Annotated in this window: 14 protein-coding genes and 1 tRNA gene; 5 read left to right on the forward strand and 10 right to left on the reverse strand. The window is 71.3% G+C overall.

The window, feature by feature from the left end; all coding sequences use genetic code 11:
* The first annotated feature begins 24 nt into the window (after positions 1 to 24).
* Positions 25 to 477, forward strand: coding sequence for a hotdog fold thioesterase (locus H0S66_RS19425; protein ID WP_179616824.1), 453 nt, complete (start codon positions 25 to 27; stop codon positions 475 to 477).
* On the opposite strand, the gene H0S66_RS19430 is transcribed toward H0S66_RS19425, so the two are convergent.
* Positions 437 to 1,039 carry a GNAT family N-acetyltransferase gene (locus tag H0S66_RS19430; protein WP_258017006.1) on the reverse strand — a complete coding sequence of 201 codons (603 nt, stop codon included), beginning with the start codon at positions 1,037 to 1,039 and terminating at the stop codon, positions 437 to 439. The genes H0S66_RS19425 and H0S66_RS19430 overlap by 41 nt on opposite strands.
* A 154-nt stretch (positions 1,040 to 1,193) precedes the next feature.
* Between H0S66_RS19430 and H0S66_RS19435 the strand changes: the two genes are divergently transcribed.
* Positions 1,194 to 1,973, forward strand: a complete 780-nt coding sequence (locus tag H0S66_RS19435; protein WP_246305185.1) for a DUF554 domain-containing protein — start codon at positions 1,194 to 1,196, stop codon at positions 1,971 to 1,973.
* 151 nt (positions 1,974 to 2,124) lie between these two features.
* Positions 2,125 to 3,486, forward strand: coding sequence for an ABC transporter substrate-binding protein (locus H0S66_RS19440; protein ID WP_218876381.1), 1,362 nt, complete (start codon positions 2,125 to 2,127; stop codon positions 3,484 to 3,486).
* Positions 3,487 to 3,842: 356 nt separating this feature from the next.
* Here the strand turns inward: H0S66_RS19440 and H0S66_RS19445 are convergent, their stop codons facing one another.
* The 5 genes from H0S66_RS19445 to H0S66_RS19465 all read right to left on the reverse strand — a co-directional run bounded on the left by H0S66_RS19445 (position 3,843) and on the right by H0S66_RS19465 (position 8,896).
* Positions 3,843 to 4,625, reverse strand: a complete 783-nt coding sequence (locus H0S66_RS19445; protein ID WP_179616826.1) for an ABC transporter ATP-binding protein — start codon at positions 4,623 to 4,625, stop codon at positions 3,843 to 3,845.
* On the reverse strand, positions 4,622 to 5,629 hold the full coding sequence (locus tag H0S66_RS19450) for an ABC transporter ATP-binding protein (RefSeq protein ID WP_179616827.1): 1,008 nt from the start codon (positions 5,627 to 5,629) through the stop codon (positions 4,622 to 4,624). The genes H0S66_RS19445 and H0S66_RS19450 overlap by 4 nt, the downstream gene beginning before the upstream one ends.
* Positions 5,622 to 6,818 (reverse strand): branched-chain amino acid ABC transporter permease, encoded by a 1,197-nt coding sequence (locus tag H0S66_RS19455; protein ID WP_179616828.1) that lies wholly within the window; start codon positions 6,816 to 6,818, stop codon positions 5,622 to 5,624. Before H0S66_RS19455 ends, H0S66_RS19450 begins: the two co-directional genes overlap by 8 nt.
* A gap of 14 nt (positions 6,819 to 6,832) precedes the next feature.
* Entirely contained in the window at positions 6,833 to 8,131 is a 1,299-nt protein-coding gene (locus tag H0S66_RS19460; RefSeq protein ID WP_179616829.1) for an ABC transporter permease subunit, read from the reverse strand.
* Between the two features lie 213 nt (positions 8,132 to 8,344).
* Positions 8,345 to 8,896 carry an ANTAR domain-containing response regulator gene (locus tag H0S66_RS19465; protein ID WP_218877319.1) on the reverse strand — a complete coding sequence of 184 codons (552 nt, stop codon included), beginning with the start codon at positions 8,894 to 8,896 and terminating at the stop codon, positions 8,345 to 8,347.
* Between the two features lie 181 nt (positions 8,897 to 9,077).
* On the opposite strand from H0S66_RS19465, the gene H0S66_RS19470 reads away from it, so the two are divergent.
* Positions 9,078 to 9,150: transfer RNA gene (locus H0S66_RS19470), tRNA-Leu, on the forward strand.
* Positions 9,151 to 9,202: 52 nt separating this feature from the next.
* Complete coding sequence (locus H0S66_RS19475) at positions 9,203 to 9,943, forward strand: transcriptional regulator (RefSeq protein WP_179616831.1); 741 nt, start codon at positions 9,203 to 9,205, stop codon at positions 9,941 to 9,943.
* A gap of 21 nt (positions 9,944 to 9,964) precedes the next feature.
* Here H0S66_RS19475 and pyk read toward each other — a convergent pair whose 3' ends face one another.
* The 4 genes from pyk to lgt form a co-directional block, all read right to left on the reverse strand.
* On the reverse strand, positions 9,965 to 11,422 hold the full coding sequence (gene pyk / locus H0S66_RS19480) for a pyruvate kinase (protein ID WP_179616832.1): 1,458 nt from the start codon (positions 11,420 to 11,422) through the stop codon (positions 9,965 to 9,967).
* A 93-nt stretch (positions 11,423 to 11,515) separates the two neighbouring features.
* Positions 11,516 to 12,982, reverse strand: a complete 1,467-nt coding sequence (locus tag H0S66_RS19485; RefSeq protein ID WP_179616833.1) for a glutamate synthase subunit beta — start codon at positions 12,980 to 12,982, stop codon at positions 11,516 to 11,518.
* Positions 12,975 to 17,534: a glutamate synthase large subunit gene (gene gltB, locus H0S66_RS19490; protein ID WP_258017007.1), complete on the reverse strand. Its 4,560-nt coding sequence runs from the start codon at positions 17,532 to 17,534 to the stop codon at positions 12,975 to 12,977. Before gltB ends, H0S66_RS19485 begins: the two co-directional genes overlap by 8 nt.
* Before the next feature lie 189 nt (positions 17,535 to 17,723).
* Positions 17,724 to 18,614 carry a prolipoprotein diacylglyceryl transferase gene (gene lgt / locus H0S66_RS19495; protein ID WP_246305186.1) on the reverse strand — a complete coding sequence of 297 codons (891 nt, stop codon included), beginning with the start codon at positions 18,612 to 18,614 and terminating at the stop codon, positions 17,724 to 17,726.
* Between the last annotated feature and the right edge of the window lies 1 nt (position 18,615).

Raw genomic sequence — 18,615 nt, forward strand, 5'->3', positions numbered from 1 at the left:
ACGCCGCCTCGATAGGTTGTGGCCATGAGCGAGACGGGTGCCGGCGCCGGTGCGCAGATGGACGTGGAGCAGTACGTCGCGATGATGCCCCAGGGCATGGGCGGGCTGAACGAGAAGATGGGCGTCGAGCTCGTCGAGGTCTCCACCGAGCGGGTCGTGGCGACGATGCCGGTCGAGGGCAACACCCAGCCCTACGGCCTGCTGCACGGCGGCGCCTCGGTGGTGCTGGCCGAGACGCTCGGCTCGATCGGCTCCGCGCTGCACGCCCACCCCGACCGGGTCGCGGTCGGTGTCGACATCAACGCCACCCACCACCGCTCGGCCACCAGCGGCACCGTCACCGGTGTCGCCACCCCGGCCCACCTCGGGCGCACCAGCGCCACGTGGGACGTCGTCATCACCGACGAGCGCGGCAAGCGCGTGTGCACCTCGCGGATCACCTGCTCGCTGGTGCCGCGCGAGCGCGTCGGTCTCTAGCCGGCACCCTGCTGGCGGCGCAGGGAGCGCCGCGCGGCCAGCATCTGCCCGCGCGCCGAGCGGCTGCGGTCGCAGGCCGGCGCTGCGCCTCGACCTTGGCACGCATCGCCGGCGTCGCGGCCACGCGCAGCACGGCCTGCGGACGCAGCGCCAGGCGGGCCATGAACCGGTTGGCGTCGCGCGAGCCCGCCGACGCGGCGGTCACCACATGGGGGATGCCCAGGTCCTCGGCCCAGGCGACAGCGGCCTCGACCAGGGTGCGGCCCACGCCGTGGCGGCGCAGGTGGGCCACGACCGTGGGCGTCCAGCACTGCACCACGGGCTCGAGGTTGGTCGGGCTCAGCGTGGCCACGCGCAGCAGCACCGCACCCGCGGGGCGGCCGTCGTGCTCGGCGACCAGCAGCCGCTGCTCGGGCGAGGCGGCGGCCTCCTTGATGACCCGCTCGAGGTCGGCGACCTGCTCCTCGCGGTCGCCACGCCGCAGGTGCTCGGCCCACAGCTCGGCCAGGAACAGCGCGTCCTGCTCGCTCGCAGAACGCAGGGTGATCGAGCTCCGACTCATCCCGCACGCCCCTCCGGACCGCCGCACACCTGTGGCGCCCACGTGGGCGCCCCCGACCGGGCGAGACTACGCTCCTGCAGGCCGTGCTGTCGCATGGACGAGACCACTTTTAATCCCGCCCGGACGCCGGGCCGACGTCCGCCCGAGGATCGCGTTGAACCCGTTGCTGCTCCTGCCGCTCCCGCTGCTGGTCCCAGGAGTGGGCACGGCCGTCAACGTCGTCACAGTGCTGATCGGCTGCGTGCTCGGCGTGCTGCTGGGCCACCGGCTGCCCGAACGCACCCGTGAGCTGGTCACCGACGGGCTCGGTCTCGTCACGCTGCTGATCGCCGCGACGGCCGCGGTCGAGGTCCTCTCCCCCGCGCTGGCCGCCGAGGTGGGCGACAGCGCGCCCATGCTGATCGTGCTCGGCTCGGTCCTGCTGGGCGGGATCGCGGGGTCGCTGCTGCGCCTCGAGCAGCGCATCGAGGGGCTGGGCCGGTGGCTGCAGCGACGGATGGCCGGCGGCGCCGGCTCCGTGGACCGGCAGCGCTTCGTCGAGGGTTTCGTCATCGCCTCCCTGGTCTTCTGCACCGGGCCTCTGACGATCCTGGGCTCCCTCAACGACGGGCTCGGCAACGGCGCGGACCAGCTCTTCCTCAAGTCGGTGCTCGACGGCTTCGCCGCGATCGCGTTCGCTGCCTCCTTCGGCTGGGGGGTCGCGGCCTCGGTGCTCACCATCGTGGTCGTGCAGGGCGGGCTGACCCTGGCGGGGCTGGGGCTGGGCGACCTGCTCCCCGACGCCCACCTGGCAGCGGTCACCGCGGTGGGCGGCCTGGTGCTCGTCGGCGTGGCGCTGCGCCTGCTGCGCATCCGCGAGGTGGCGGTCTCGGACCTGCTGCCGGCCCTGCTGGTGGCTCCCCTGCTGGTGCAGGTGGCGGCGGCCGTCCGGTGACGGTGTTCCCCCGATCACGTCACGATTCGGCAACGCTCCTCCGGTGTGCCACGACTCACACCCTGCTGGGTCTACCGTGACCGTGCTGCGCCCAACCTCCGGGGGTCGGGCACCGGTGAAGGCACTCACACCTGAGGAAAGGGTTCACCACGTGAATCGATCGACGACATCCCACTGGGTCAAGCTCATGGCCGGCACCGCCGCCCTCGGCCTGGTGCTGACCGCCTGCGGTTCGGAGGACTCCGACACGGAGGCCACCGAGACCGAGACCACCAGCGAGGCGAGCGACTCGGCGGCTCCTGCTGACGACGAGTTCACCAACGACGAGTGCGCCGACGGCTCCTCGAACGCTGACACCTTCAAGGCCGGCGGCATCCTGCCGCTGACCGGCAACCTCGCGTTCCTCGGCCCGCCCGAGGTCGCCGGCGTCGGGATGGCCGTCTCCGACATCAACGCCGCCGGTGGCGTCAACGGCGCGCCGGCCTGCCACCAGATCGAGGACTCCGGTGACACCACCGACCTGTCCATCAGCACCGCCTCGGCGCGCAAGCTGATCCAGGACGAGGCCTCGGTCGTCATCGGCGCGGCCTCCTCCAGCGTCTCGCTGAACTTCGTGGACCGCCTCACCGCCGCCAAGGTCACCCAGGTCTCCCCCGCGAACACCGCGGTCGACCTGAGCGGCTACAGCGACTTCTACTTCCGCACCGCCCCGCCGGACGGCATCCAGGGCAACGCCCTCGGTTCGCTGATCTCCTCCGACGGCTTCCAGAAGATCGCCTTCATCGTCTTCTCCGACACCTACGGCACGGGTCTGCGTGACGTGGTCCAGGAGACCGTCGAGGCCGGCGGTGGCGAGTGCACCTACGGCTGCAAGGGCGACGGCGACGAGTTCCCGGCCGGTCAGACGACCTTCTCCTCGGAGGTCTCCGCGGCCGTCAACTCCAACCCCGACGCGATCGTGATCCTCGCCTTCGACGAGACCAAGGCCATCGTGCCCGAGCTCGCCTCGACCGGTTGGGACATGTCGGCGACCTACTTCTCCGACGGCAACACCGCCGACTACTCGGAGGACTTCGAGGAGGGCACCCTCACCGGCGCCCAGGGCACCATCCCCGGTGCCGACGCGGCCCAGGACTTCAAGGACCGCCTGGTCGCCTGGAACGAGTTCGCCTTCGGTGACGGCCTGACCGACTTCGCGTACGCCGCCGAGTCCTACGACGCCACCATCCTCGCGGCCCTCGCGGCCTACAAGGGCGGTGCGACCGACTCCGAGACCGTGCAGCAGAACTTCGCTGCCGTGTCGGGCGCCACCGACGGCGAGGAGTGCACCTCCTACGCCGAGTGCACCGAGATGCTCGACGAGGGCAACGAGATCCGCTACGTCGGCCCCTCGGGCATCGGCCCGATCGACGAGGAGAACGACCCGTCCTCCGCGTTCGTCGGCATCTACACCTTCAACGACCAGAACAAGAACGAGCTGACCGCCACGGTCGAGGGCCAGAAGCAGTCCTGACCCCCTGACGCTCGTACGACGAGGGCCCCGCACCGAACCTGGTGCGGGGCCCTTCGTCGTCCCCAGCGGTGCTCCAGCAACCGTTCCTCACCCCTCCTCGGTTGCTGGCGCACCGCTGACCCGGCGGCACGTACCCAGCGGTGCGCTGACAACCGAACCCGTCAGCAGGACGGTTGCCGACGCACCGCCCTCGTGCCCGCGGCTCGCTGCCCGCTGCGGTGCACGGGAGCGCCGCCTGCCGCCGCCGGTGCGGCCCGGGAACAGGAACGGGGGGCGTGCCCGGGTGCGGACGTGCGAACGGCCCCGGACCAGTGGTCCGGGGCCGTCCGACGTACGTCGTGCGGTGCGCGAGGGCGCTACTCCTTGCCGACCTCCTTGGCCAACGTGCCCAGGTAGAGCTCGATGACCTTGGGGTCGTTGGCCAGCTCGCGGCCGCCGCCGGTGTAGGCGTCACGGCCCTGGTCGAGCACGTAGCCGCGGTCGCAGACCTGCAGGCAGCGGCGTGCGTTCTGCTCGACCATGACCACGCACACGCCGGTCTTGTTGATCTGGCGGGTGCGGATGAACGTCTCGTCCTGGCGCACCGGCGAGAGGCCGGCGGAGGGCTCGTCGAGCAGCAGCACCGACGGCTCCATCATCAGGGCGCGGGCCATGGCCAGGGACTGCCGCTCGCCACCCGACAGGGCGCCGGCGCTGCGGTCCTTGCGCTCGTGCAGGTTGGGGAACAGGTCCCACATCGCGTCGAGGCGCTCGCGGAGCTTCTTGGGGCGCAGGAAGATCCCCATCCGCAGGTTCTCCTGGATGGTCAGCGACGGGAAGACGTTCTCCGTCTGCGGCACGAAGCCGACGCCCATCTGCACCAGCTGGTTGGCGCGCATGTTGGTGATGTCGCGCTCGCCGAGGTGCACGGTGCCGGAGTGGATCTTCACCAGCCCGAACATCGCCTTGAGCAGGGTCGACTTGCCGGCACCGTTGGGGCCGATGATGCCGATCATCTCGCCGGGGTAGGCGGTGAGGCTGCACCCGTTGAGGATGTTGACGCCGGGCAGGTACCCGGCGACCAGGTCCTTGGCCTCGACCACGGGCCGCGAGCCGGCAGGCACGCCCGGCGGCAGCTCGGCGTTCGTCTGGGTGGTCATCGCTTCCCCTTGTCCGCGTCCCGTCGGGCCGCCTCTTCCTCGTCGGCCTCGTGGTGCAGCTCCTTGACGACCTCGTCGCTGAGCAGGTCGTCGTCGCCCAGGTCGGTGTCGTGGTGCGCGCCGAGGTAGGCGTCGATCACCGCGGGGTTGGCCATCACCGTGTCGGCCGGCCCCTCGGCGACGATGCGGCCCTCGGCCATCACCACGACCCAGTCGGAGATGTGCTGCACGACGTGCATGTCGTGCTCGACGAACAGCACGGTCATGCCCTCGTCGCGCAGGCTCTGGATGTGGCCGAGCAGCGACTGGGTCAGGGCCGGGTTCACGCCGGCCATCGGCTCGTCGAGCATGATCATGGTCGGGTCGGTCATCAGCGCCCGGGCCATCTCGAGGAGCTTGCGCTGACCGCCGGAGAGGCTGCCCGCGTAGTCGTCCTTCTTCTCCAGCAGCTTGAAGCGGGCCAGCAGCTCCTCGGCCTTGGCCCGCACCTCGCCCTCCTGGGAGTGCCACAGCGGCTTGAACATGGCCTTGGCCAGGCTCTCGCCGGTCTGGTCCTTGGCCCCCAGCATCATGTTGTCCATCACCGTCATCCGGCTCAGCGCCTTGGTGAGCTGGAAGGTGCGCACCATGCCCGCCTTGGCCACCTTGGGCGCCGAGGTCTTGTCGAGCTTGGCCCCGTTGAAGGACCAGTGGGCGCCCTTGCCGGCCGACGAGGGCTTGTCGAAGCCGGTGATGAGGTTGAAGAACGTCGTCTTGCCGGCGCCGTTGGGGCCGATCAGCGCGGTGATCAGGCCGCGCTGGACCTCGAGGTGCTCGACGTCGACGGCGGTGATGCCACCGAAGTGCCGGGTGATGCGGTCGACGGTCAGGATCGGGTCGGGCTTGGCCGCGCCCGGCTCCTGGACGACGCCGCTCATCAGGGCCCGACGCTCGGCCGGGTCCGCGAGGCCTCCAGGGCCGGTGGCCGTGGCGGTCGCGTGCGGGTTGGTCGTGGGCTCAGACATGGAAGCGCAGCTCTCTCTTGTTACCAAGGATGCCTTGTGGTCGGAAGATCACCAGCAGCACCAACGCCACACCGACGACGACGTAGGAGAACTGCTCGGTCTGCTGGGTGCTCATGATGCTGTTGGGCACGTAGGCGCCCGACAGCTCGCGCACCAGGATGCGGGCGGAGAAGAAGATGATCGAGCCCAGGACCGGGCCGAAGATCGTCGCGGCGCCACCGAGCAGCAGTGCGGTGTAGGCGAAGAACGTCAGCTGGCGACCCATCGAGTCGGCCTGCACCGAACCGGTCAGCACGTAGACCATGCCGCCGAGCGCACCGAACATGCCGCCGATGATGAGCGCCTGCATCTTGATCGCGAACACGTTCTTGCCGAGGCTGCGCATGGCCTCCTCGTCCTCGCGGATGCCGCGCAGGAGGCGGCCCCAGGGGCTGCGCACCAGCAGGAAGACGATGAGGCACGAGACGCCGACCAGCGACCAGGCGACGACGCGCACCCACCAGCCGTCCACGCTGGTGCGGGGCTCGGTCTGCGGGAAGGAGAAGAACAGCGCCAGGAACAGCACCACGCCGAGGGCGGCCATGATGAGCTTCGGGGTGGCGGTGGTGCCCACCTTGGGGGCCTCGCCGTCAGCCGCCTTCATCCGCTTGGCGATCACCACGATGCCGGCGATCGCGGCCACGGCCACCAGCAGGCCCACGACCCGGAGGGCCGCGCCGCCGCCGGCGTCGCGGTAGTTCAGGGGCAGCAGGTCGAAGCTGCCGCTGCCGAAGAAGGACAGGTCCATGAAGGGACCCTGGTAGTCCTTGCCGAAGATGCCCTGCGAACCACCGGTGAAGTCCTCGAACGCGGCCAGCCGGCCGGTGTAGCGGATGATCTCCGCCGCCGAGATCGTCACGATGGCCAGGTAGTCGCCTCGTAGCTTCAACGTGGGCAGACCCAGGATCAGCGAGAACAGCACCGAGACGACCAGCCCGATCAGCACGGCGACGGCCAGCGGGATGTCGTAGGTGATCGAGATGGCCATGCCGTAGGCACCGAGCAGCATGTAGCCGGCCTGGCCGATGTTGAGCAGGCCGGTGAAGCCGAAGTGGATGTTCAGGCCGATGACGGCGATGGCGACCGCCGCGGTGTCGGGCGAGATGGCCTCGCCGACCACGGCATCGAGGATTCCGAGGAACTCGTTCATCTGCAGGCTCCTTCTCAGCCGACTCGGACGGCGCGTCCGAGCAGGCCCTGGGGCCTGACCATCAGCAGCAGGATGAGGATGACCAGCGCCACCGCGTACTTGAGGTCACCGGGCGCGCCCAGCGGCCCGGCGAGCTCCACGACGAGACCGATGATGATGGCGCCGACGAAGGCGCCGAAGGCGGTGCCGAGACCGCCCAGCGTCACCGCGGCGAAGAGCAGCAGCAGGATCTGCATGCCGGTGTCCCAGCGGATGCCGTTGCTGACCACGAGCGCGTAGAAGACGCCGCCGAGGCCGGCGAGGCCGGTGGCGGCGATCCACACGAGGCGGATGATCCGGTCGACGTCGATGCCGGAGGCCGCGGCGAGCGCGGGGTTGTCGGAGACCGCGCGGGTGGCCTGGCCGATGCGGGTGCGCAGCAGCACGAAGCCGACGATCGCGATCGCGACGAGCGAGACGCCCATGGCCACGAAGGACATGTCGGTCATCCGCACCGGGCCGATCTCGACCACGTCGAAGGTGCGCACCACGACCTTCTGCTGCGAGGCGCCGACGAAGAACTGGAAGGCGTACTGGGCCGCGAGCGCCAGACCGATCGTCACGATCATCATCTGGGTCAGGCCGAGCCCGCGCCGTCGTAGTGGTTGCCACATCAGGCGGTCCTGCACGTAGCCGGTGCTGCCGCAGATGAGCGTGGTCAGCAGGATGCCCAGCCACAGGTTCAGGCCGGCGACGTTGACCAGGCCGTAGGCCACCATGCCGCCCAGCGTCACCTGCTCGGCGTGCGAGAAGCTGGACAGGCCGGTCGTCCCGTAGATCAGCGACAGACCGACCGAGGCCAGGGCGAGCAGCAGCCCCAGGCGCAGGCCCTGGGCGATGCTCTGCACGATCTGGTCGCCGAAGCCGGCGCCGTCGGCGTCGTAGTCGACCGAGCGGACCTCGAGGTCGGGAGCGGTGGTGCGACCCAGCTTCACCGGGACGCGGATGCTGCCGTCGTCCTCCTGGAAGCGCGGGGCCGGCGGGATGATCTCGACGTCGTCGGGCAGCGACTCGGGGTCGACGAAGAGGAAGTAGTCGCCCGCCTCGGTGACCTGGAAGCTGTACTTGCCGTCGGCGGCGGTCGTGATCGAGTCGACCTCCGTGCCGGCCTCGTCGCGCAGCACCACCTCGGCGCCCTCGACGGGGTTGGTGCGGTTGCCGACCGTGCCGCTGACGCAGGCGCTCTGGCCGGGCTGGGCCAGGCACAGGGTCGCCACGCCGGCGTGGGCCGACGAGGCACCCAGGCCCAGCACGAGCAGGGGGGCCAGCAGCATGCCCAGAAGGGCACCGACCACGGACGTTCGTCGTCGTAGGCCAGGTGGCCTGGGGCAAGCCTTCACGTGCGGTCTCCTCTCGCGCGCCCGGCTGGGCGCCGCCCGGCAGTCTAGGGGCACAGTGAGATCCACCTCACCACAACGCGCGCAACTTCTGGGCGATGCGCGGTGGGATTTACCGCGTCGTGACCGAGCCGAGACCAAGCGCCGTCCTCACTCGGGCTGCTGGTCCTCCTGCGGCACGACCCCGTGCTCGACCACGCCGTCGGCGACCTGGCGCATCGATAGGCGCAGGTCCATCGCCGTCTTCTGGATCCACCGGAAGGCCTCGGGCTCGGAGACGCCGAGCTCGCGCTGGAGCACTCCCTTGGCACGGTCGACGCTCTTGCGGGTCTCGAGCCGGTCGGTCAGCCCCGCGACCTCGGTCTCGAGCGCCTGGACCTCCGCGAAGCGGCTCAGCGCCATCTCGATGGCCGGCACCAGGTCGGTGTGGCTGAACGGCTTGACCAGGTAGGCCATCGCGCCCGCGTCGCGCGCCCGCTCGACGAGCTCGCGCTGCGAGAACGCGGTCAGCACGATCACCGGCGCGATCCGCTGGCGCGCGATCGCCTCGGCGGCCGCGATGCCGTCGAGGACCGGCATCTTGACGTCGAGGATCACCAGGTCGGGGCGGTGCTCCTCGGCGAGCCGGATCGCGGTCTCACCGTCGCCGGCCTGCCCGACGACGTCGAAGCCCTCCTCGGCCAGCATCTCGGCCAGGTCCATGCGGATCAGGACCTCGTCCTCGGCGATGACGACGGTGCGGGAGGTCTCGGTGGGTTCGGGCGATGCGGTGCTGCTCACCCGAGCAGGCTATCCGCGCCGGCCGGTCCGCGCTCCTCAAGGGTGCGGGCGGCACCGCTGTGCGCGGGCGGGGCGGGTTCTAGTAGCGTCACGACGGCGACGCGCCCCGGTAGTCCAAGGGCAGAGACACGGTGCTCAAACCACCGCCAGTGTGGGTTCGAATCCCACCCGGGGCACGCGACCGCCTCCGTCCGGCCGGGTGTCGGTGCCGGGGCCGATGCTGGGGGCGTGCACCCCGCCACCGTCCGCCAGGCAGCCGAGACGCTGCTCGCGAGAGGCCTGGGCCCCTCGGAGGTGGCCCGGCTGCTGGGGGTGCCCCGCACGACCGTGCGCGACTGGTCCCGACCGCGCACGCACGCACCCCGCGGCGAGTGCCCCCGGTGCACCTCGGCTCCCCTGGCATCCACGTACGCCGCGCTGCTGGGGTTCTACCTCGGGGACGGCCACGTCTCGAGGGCTGCGCGGTACCACGCCCTGCGCATCTCCTGCGACGCCGGCTACCCCGGCATCGTCGACGACGTCGCGGGCCTGCTCGTCGACGTGCGACCCGGCGCCCGGGTGTTCCGCGTGGCCGCACCCGGCGTGGTCGTGGTGCAGGCCCACTGGCAGCACTGGCCCTGCCTCCTCCCCCAGCACGGACCGGGACGCAAGCACGAGCGTCCGATCCGGCTGCAGCGCTGGCAGGAGGAGGCGGTGCGCCGCGACCCCGGCGGCTTCCTCCGGGGCCTCCTGCACTCCGACGGCTGCCGGGTCCACAACTGGACCCGCAAGCAGGTCCGGGGGGAAACGAGGCGCTACGACTACCCGCGCTGGCAGTTCAGCAACCGGTCCGAGGACATCCTGGCGCTGTGCTGCTGGGCGCTCGACCTGGTCGGGGTGGCGTGGCGGCGCTCGAGCCCGACCGTCGTCAGCGTCTCGACCCGTGCCGGGGTGGCCCGGGTGGACGCCCTGGTGGGACCCAAGACCTGAGCCGACCGGTCAGGTCGGGGCTCAGCGCCGCTGGTAGGCCGGTGCGACCTCGTTGATCGCGTCGCCCATCTGGTGGATGCGCAGCGCGTTGGTCGAGCCCGGGATGCCCGGGGGCGCACCGGCGATGATGACGACCAGGTCGCCCTCCTGCACGCGCCCGATCTTGAGCAGCTGCTCGTCGACCTGGCGGACCATCTCGTCGGTGTGCTCGACCTGCTGGGTGCGGAAGGTCTCGACGCCCCAGGTCAGCGAGAGCTGCGAGCGCACGATGTTCTCGGGCGTGAAGGCCAGCAGCGGCACCCGGCCGCGCAGCCGCGCCATCCGGCGCGCGGTGTCGCCGCTGGTGGTGAAGGCGACGACGTACTTCGCGCCGACCCGCTCGGCGACCTCGGCGGCCGCCTTGGCGATGACGCCGGAGCGGGTGTGGGGGTCCCAGTCGATGGTGGCGACGCCCGAGCCGTTGCTGGCCAGGGCGTGGGTCTCGGTCGAGGTGATGATGCGCGCCATCGTCTCGACGGCCGTGACGGCGTGGTCACCGACGCTGGTCTCGCCCGAGAGCATCACCGCGTCGGCCCCGTCGAGGACGGCGTTGGCGACGTCGGAGGCCTCGGCACGGGTCGGCGAGGGCGAGCTGATCATCGACTCCAGCATCTGGGTGGCCACGATGACCGGCTTCGCGTTGAGGCGGGCCTGCTCGATGATCCGCTTCTGCAGGAACGGCACGTGCTCGAGCGGGCACTCCACGCCCAGGTCGCCGCGGGCGACCATGAAGCCGTCGAAGGCGGCGATGATCTCGTCGAGGTTGTCCATCGCCTGGGGCTTCTCGATCTTGGCGATGACCGGCACCAGGACGCCCTCCTCGCGCATGATCGCGCGCACGTCCTCGGCGTCGGCGGCGTTGCGCACGAAGGACAGCGCCACGAAGTCGACGCTGAGGTGCAGCGCGAAGCGGAGGTCCTCGATGTCCTTCTCCGACAGCGCCGGCACGGACACGGCGACACCGGGCAGGTTGATGCCCTTGTTGTTGCTGACCTTCCCGCCCACGACGACCTCGCAGCGCACGTCGGTCTCACCGACCTCGAGCACGCGCAGGCGGATCCGCCCGTCGTCGATCAGCAGCGGGTCGCCCTCGGCGACGTCACCGGGCAGGCCCTTGTACGTCGTGCCGCAGATCGTGTCGTCACCAGGGACGTCGCGGGTGGTGATCGTCCACTCCGCGCCGGCCTCCAGGTGCGCCGAGCCCTCGGCGAAGGTCTCGAGACGGATCTTGGGGCCCTGGAGGTCGGCGACGATGCCGACCCCGTGGCCGAGCTCGTCGGCGGCCTCGCGCACCAGCCGGTAGGTCGCGGCGTGGTCGGCGTGGCTGCCGTGGCTCATGTTCAACCGGGCGACGTCCATGCCGGCGCCGACGAGGGCACGGATGCTCTCGCGCGAGGAGGTCACGGGGCCGAGGGTGCAGACGATCTTGGCTCTACGCACGTCCCTCACCCTACCGGGCTGTTGGATCGTTCCAACACCGGTGTCGCGGGTGTGTCCCGCCGGGCCGCCGCAGCGGCCCGACGGGACCCGCGCTCAGACCGTCAGCGGACGGTCGGTCGGCTTGACCGGCGCCGGCAGCGCGGTCTCGCCGGTGAGGAACGCGTCGACGTACGACGCCGCGGCGCGGCCCTCGGCGATCGCCCACACGATGAGCGACTGCCCACGACCGCAGTCGCCGGCCACGTAGACGCCCGGGCGCGACGAGGCGTACGACGCGTCGCGGCGCACGTTGCCGCGCTCGTCGAGCTCGAGGCCCAGCTGCTCGACCAGGCCGCCCTGCTCGGGGCCGGTGAAGCCCATCGCGAAGAGCACCAGGTCGGCCGGGATCTCGCGGCTGGTGCCCTCGACCTCGGTGAGGCGCCCGTCCTCGAACACCACGTCGACCAGCTCGAGGGCGCGCACGTTGCCCTCGTCATCACCGATGAAGCGCTTGGTGGAGACCGCGTAGACGCGCTCCCCCGCCTCCTCGTGGGCCGAGGAGACGCGGAACGTCATCGGGTACGTCGGCCACGGCTGGCCCGCGGGCCGGGCCTCGGGCGGCTCCGGCATGATCTCGAGCTGGGTGATCGAGGCGGCCTTCTGGCGTGTCGAGGTGCCCAGGCAGTCGGCGCCGGTGTCGCCGCCGCCGATGATCACCACGTGCTTGCCGTCGGCGCGGATCTGGTCGTCGACCGACTCCCCCAGCGCGACCCGGTTGGCCTGCGGGAGGAACTCCATCGCCTGGTGGATGCCCCCGAGCTCGCGGCCCTCGACGTCGAGGTCGCGGGCCACGGTCGACCCGGTGGCCAGCACGACGGCGTCGTAGCGGTCGGCGAGCCGGGCCCCGGTCAGGTCGCCGCCGACGTCGACGCCGGCCCGGAAGACGGTGCCCTCGCGGCGCATCTGGTCCAGGCGCCGGTCGAGGTGCTTCTTCTCCATCTTGAACTCGGGGATGCCGTAGCGCAGCAGCCCGCCGATCTTGTCGGCGCGCTCGTAGACGGCCACGGTGTGCCCGGCGCGGGTCAGCTGCTGGGCGGCGGCCAGCCCGGCCGGACCGGAGCCGATGACGGCCACGGTGCGGCCCGAGAGCCACTCCGGCGGCTGGGGCCGCACGGAGCCGGACTCCCAGGCGCGGTCGATGATCGAGACCTCGACGTTCTTGATCGTCACCGGGTCCTGGTTGATGCCCAGCACGCAGGCGGTCTCGCAGGGGGCCGGGCAGAGGCGACCGGTGAACTCCGGGAAGTTGTTGGTCGCGTGCAGCCGCTCGATGGCCCCCTCCCAGTCGTCGCGCCAGACCAGGTCGTTCCACTCGGGGATGATGTTGCCGAGCGGGCAGCCCTGGTGGCAGAAGGGGATGCCGCAGTCCATGCAGCGTCCGGCCTGCGGGGTGATGATCGGCAGCAGGGCGCGGCCGACACCGTCGGGGTAGACCTCGTTCCAGTCCTCCACCCGCTCCTCGACAGGTCGACGGGTCGCGACCTTGCGACCCTCCTTGAGAAAGCCCTTGGGGTCAGCCATGGAGCGCCTCCATCATCGCGTGTGCGGTCTCGTTCTCGTCGAGCCCGTCGGCCTCGGCCTTGGCCTTGGCCTCCAGGGAGATGCGGTAGTCGCGCGGCATCACCTCGGTGAAGCGGGCCAGCGACTGCGACCAGTCGGCCAGCAGCTCCTCGGCGACCTCCGAACCGGTCTCCTCCAGGTGGGTGCGCACGAGCGCCTCGAGCTCGGTGGCGGCCTCGCCCTCGACGGGGGCCAGCTCGACGAGCTCGCGGTTGACCCGCGCCTCGTCGAGGTCCAGCACCCAGGCGACACCGCCGGACATGCCGGCCGCGACGTTGCGGCCGGTGGGGCCCAGCACGACCAGGCGACCGCCGGTCATGTACTCGGCGGCGTGGTCGCCCACGCCCTCGACGACCACCTGCGCGCCGGAGTTGCGCACGCAGCAGCGCTCGCCCACCCCGCCGCGGATGAACACCTGGCCCGAGGTGGCGCCGTAGGCGATCGTGTTGCCGGCGATGATCTGCTCGGAGGCGGTGAAGGTCGCCGCGCGGTCGGGCCGCACCACGACCCGTCCGCCCGAGAGGCCCTTGCCGACGTAGTCGTTGGCGTCGCCCTCGAGGCGCAGGGTGATGCCGCGCGGCACGAACGCGCCGAACGACTGCCCGGCCGAGCCGAGGAACGTCAGGTCGATCGTGCCGTCGGGCAGACCCTCGCCGCCGTAGCGCTTGGTCACCTCGTGGCCCAGGATCGTGCCGACGGTGCGGTGCACGTTGCGCACCGCGACCTGGGCGCGCACGGGCTCGCCGTTCTCCAGCGCCGCCTGGGCCAGCGGCACCAGCTCGGTGACGTCGAGCGACTTCTCCAGACCGTGGTCCTGCGTCTTGGTGCAGCGCGGGTCCTGGTCGGGGAAGGCAGCGCCGTCGGGCACGTGCAGGATCGGGCTCAGGTCGAGCCCGGCCGCCTTCCAGTGGTCGACGGCCGGCGCCACGTCGAGCGCGCCGACCTGGCCGATGGCCTCGTCGAGGCTGCGGAACCCGAGCTCGGCGAGGAGCTCGCGCACCTCCTCGGCGATGTAGGTGAAGAAGTTGACGATGTACTCGGCCTTGCCCGAGAACCGCTCGCGCAGCACCGGGTTCTGCGTCGCCACGCCCACCGGGCAGGTGTCGAGGTGGCAGACCCGCATCATGATGCAGCCCGAGACCACCAGCGGGGCGGTGGCGAAGCCGTACTCCTCCGCGCCGAGCAGCGCCGCGACGACGACGTCGCGACCGGTCTTGAGCTGGCCGTCGGTCTGCACCACGATCCGGTCGCGCAGGCCGTTGAGCAGCAGGGTCTGCTGGGTCTCGGCCAGACCGAGCTCCCACGGACCGCCGGCGTGCTTCAGCGAGGTCAGCGGCGAGGCGCCGGTACCGCCGTCGTGGCCCGAGATCAGCACCACGTCGGCGTGCGCCTTCGAGACGCCGGTCGCGACCGTGCCGACGCCGACCTCGGAGACCAGCTTGACGTGCACGCGGGCCGAGGGGTTGGCGTTCTTGAGGTCGTGGATCAGCTGGGCCAGGTCCTCGATCGAGTAGATGTCGTGGTGCGGCGGCGGGCTGATCAGGCCCACACCCGGCGTGCTGTGGCGCGTCTTGGCCACCCACGGGTAGACCTTGTGGCCGGGCAGCTGCCCGCCCTCGCCGGGCTTGGCGCCCTGCGCCATCTTGATCTGGATGTCGTCGGCGTTGGTGAGGTACTCCGACGTCACGCCGAACCGGCCGCTGGCGACCTGCTTGATCGAGCTGCGGCGCTCGGGGTCGTAGAGCCGCTCGGAGTCCTCGCCACCCTCACCGGTGTTCGACTTCGCGCCCAGCCGGTTCATCGCGATGGCCAGCGTCTCGTGGGCCTCGCCGCTGATCGAGCCGTAGGACATCGCGCCGGTGGAGAAGCGCTTGACGATCTCGGAGACCGGCTCGACCTCCTCGATCGGCACGGGCGCGCGGCCGCTCTCGGTGGCGTCCTTGAAGCGGAACAGCCCGCGCAGCGTCATCAGCCGCTCGGCCTGCTCGTCGACGCGCTGGGTGTACTGCTTGAAGACGTCGTAGCGACCGGCACGCGTGGAGTGCTGGAGGCGGAAGACGGTCTCGGGGTCGAAGAGGTGCGGCTCGCCCTCGCGGCGCCACTGGTACTCGCCGCCGATCTCGAGCTCGCGGTGCGCCGGCATGATGCCCCCGCGCGGGTACGCCGTGCGGTGGCGGCGCGCGACCTCCTCGGCGATGGTGTCGAGCTCGATGCCCCCGAGCTTGGAGGTGGTGCCGGTGAAGTACTTGTCGACCACCGACTGCGAGAGGCCGAGGGCCTCGAAGATCTGCGCACCGGTGTAGGAGGCGACCGTGGAGACGCCCATCTTCGACATCACCTTGAGCACGCCCTTGCCCAGCGCTTTGACCAGGTTGGCCACGGCCTGCTCGGGCTCGGTGGTGACGTAGTAGCCCTCGCGGGCCAGGTCCTCGGCCGACTCCATGGCCAGGTAGGGGTTGACCGCGGCGGCGCCGTAGCCGACCAGCAGCGCCACGTGGTGGGTCTCGCGCACGTCGCCGGCCTCGACCAGCAGACCCACCTGGGTGCGGGTCTTCTCGCGCACCAGGTGGTGGTGGACCGCGGCGGTGAGCAGCAGCGACGGGATCGGCGCCAGCTCGGCGGTGGAGTGGCGGTCCGAGAGCACGATGATGCGTGCGCCCTCGGCGATCGCGGCGCTGACCTCGGCGCACACCTCGTCGATGCGCGCGGCCAGGGCGGCCCCGCCGCCCTCGACCTCGTACAGGCCGCGGGAGACGTGGGTGATGAAGCCCGGCATGTCGCCGTCGCGGTTGACGTGGCGGATCTTGGCCAGGTCGTCGTTGGAGATCACCGGGAACGGCAGCACCACCTGGCGGCAGGAGGCCGGGGTGGGCTCGAGCAGGTTCGCCTCGGGGCCGATGGTGCCGTTGAGCGAGGTGACGAGCTCCTCGCGGATGGCGTCGAGCGGCGGGTTGGTGACCTGCGCGAAGAGCTGGGCGAAGTAGTCGAACAGCAGGCGCGGCTTCTCCGAGAGCGCCGCGATCGGCGTGTCGGTGCCCATCGAGCCGATCGGCTCGGCGCCGGTGTTGGCCATCGGCGTCACGATGACGCGCAGCTCCTCCTCGGTGTAGCCGAAGACCTGCTGGCGGCGGGTGACGCTGGCGTGGGTGTGCACGATGTGCTCGCGCTCGGGGATGTCGTCGAGGTGGATGAGCCCGGCGTGCAGCCACTCCTCGTAGGGGTGCTCGGCCGCGAGGCCCGACTTCACCTCCTCGTCCTCGATGATGCGGTGCTCCTCGGTGTCGACGAGGAACATCCGGCCCGGCTGCAGCCGGCCCTTGCGCACGATCGTGGCCGGGTCGAGGTCGAGGACGCCGACCTCGGAGGCCAGCACGACCAGGCCGTCGTCGGTGACCCAGTAGCGCGAGGGGCGCAGGCCGTTGCGGTCGAGGACCGCGCCGATCTGGTCGCCGTCGGTGAAGACCACGCAGGCGGGCCCGTCCCAGGGCTCCATCATGCTGGCGTGGAACTCGTAGAAGGCGCGGCGGGCCGCGTCCATCTCGGTGTTGTTCTCCCACGCCTCGGGGATCATCATCAGCACCGAGTGGGGCAGCGAGCGCCCACCCATGTGCAGCAGCTCGAGGACCTCGTCGAAGGACGCGGAGTCCGAGGCGCCGTCGGTGACGATCGGGTAGAGCCGCTCGAGGTCGCCGGGGATCAGGTCGGAGTCGAGCAGCGCCTCGCGGGCCCGCATCCAGTTGCGGTTGCCCATCACGGTGTTGATCTCGCCGTTGTGTGCGATGTAGCGGAACGGGTGCGAGAGCGGCCAGCTCGGGAAGGTGTTGGTCGAGAACCGCGAGTGCACCACGGCCAGGGCCGAGGCGACCCGCTCGTCGACCAGGTCGGGGTAGAACTGGTCGAGCTGCTCGGTGGTGAGCATGCCCTTGTAGGCCAGCGTGCGCGAGGACAGCGACGGGAAGTACACGTCGCTCTCGCGCTCGGCGCGCTTGCGCAGGCAGAAGGCCATCCGCTCCAGCGACATGCCGGTGACCCGCTGGGTCGCGCCGGCCACGAAGAGCTGGCGGAAGGTCGGCATCACGCCGAGGGCGGTGGCGCCCAGCATGCTGGGGTCGATCGGGACCTCGCGCCAGCCGAGGACCGCGAGGCCCTCCTCGGCGGCGATCTCCTCGATGCGGGCCACGGTGGCGGCCACGTGCTCGTCGTCGCCGGGCAGGAACGCCGTGCCGACGGCGTACGCGCGCTGCGGCGGCAGCTCGACGCCGATCTCGGCGCACGCCTCGCGCAGGAACGCGTCGGGCACCTGCATCAGGATGCCGGCACCGTCACCGGAGTCCGGCTCGGCGCCCGCGGCACCGCGGTGCTCGAGGTTGCGCAGGGCGGTGAGTGCCTGGGCCACGATGTCGTGGCTGGCGACGCCGGTCAGGGTCGCGACGAAGGCCACACCGCACGCGTCGTGCTCGTGGCGGGGGTCGTAGAGCCCTTGGGGCGGCGGGAATGCGTGCTGGTAGGGCACCGGGGTCTCCCGTCGTCGTCGCCGCCGGGGCAGGACCCTGGTCGAGCTGGTCCGAGAACCGGCGACTGCGGTGGAGCGGAACATGAGTCGAGCGCAGGGGACGACATTGGCCCACGCGAAGGATCAGGCTAGCACCGAGGCACCCGCACCCCTGTCCGCACGGTCCTGGGCGCCGCCAGGTGAGACGGCTCAGGCGGTCGGCTCGTCGGCGGGCTCGCGGCCGGGCTCGTAGACCTGGCTCTCGCGCTCGGGGTGGCGACGGCGCGACCACACCAGGAAGGCGACGGCCACCACGAGCAGCACGATCGAGGTCCACACGTTGAAGCGCAGCCCACCCACGTCGGAGAGCTCCACGTCGTCGATGCGCAGGGTCTCGATCCAGCCGCGGCCCAGCGAGTAGAGCGCGACGTACGCCGCGAGCACCTGGCCGTGGCCGAGCCGGAAGCGCCGGTCGGCCCAGACCAGCACGGCGAAGGCGGCCAGCGCCCACAGCGACTCGTAGAGGAAGGTGGGGTGGAAGGTGGTGCCGGGCTCGAAGCTGCGCCCCGGTGGCCAGCTCGCCGGGTCGATCTCCAGGCCCCAGGGCAGGTCGGTGGGCCGGCCGTAGAGCTCCTGGTTGAACCAGTTGCCCCAGCGCCCCAGCGCCTGGGCCACCAGCACGCCGGGGGCCATCGCGTCGAGCACCGGCAGCAGCCGGATGCCCTTGCGCCGGGCCCCGAGCACGACGCCCACCGCGCCCAGCGCGATGCCGCCCCAGATGCCCAGGCCGCCCTTCCAGATGTAGAGCGCCTGCCAGGGGTCGCCGTCCGCGCCGAAGTAGCGCCCGGCATCGGTGGCCACGTGGTAGGCCCGCGCCCCGACGAGCCCGAAGGGCACCGCCCAGATCGCGAGGTCCTGGATGTCGCCGGCGCGCCCGCCCCGGGCCACCCAGCGCCGCTCGCCGATCCAGATCGCGGCCACGATGCCCAGGATGATGCACAGCGCGTAGCCGCGCAGCGGCAGCGGACCGAGGTACCAGATCCCCTCCGAGGGGCTCGGGATCGAGAGCGGCAGCATCTGCAGCACCGGCCAGGACGTCATC

Origin of the sequence: Nocardioides marinisabuli (assembly GCF_013466785.1) — a bacterium.
GTDB classification, from domain to species: Bacteria; Actinomycetota; Actinomycetes; order Propionibacteriales; family Nocardioidaceae; genus Nocardioides; species Nocardioides marinisabuli.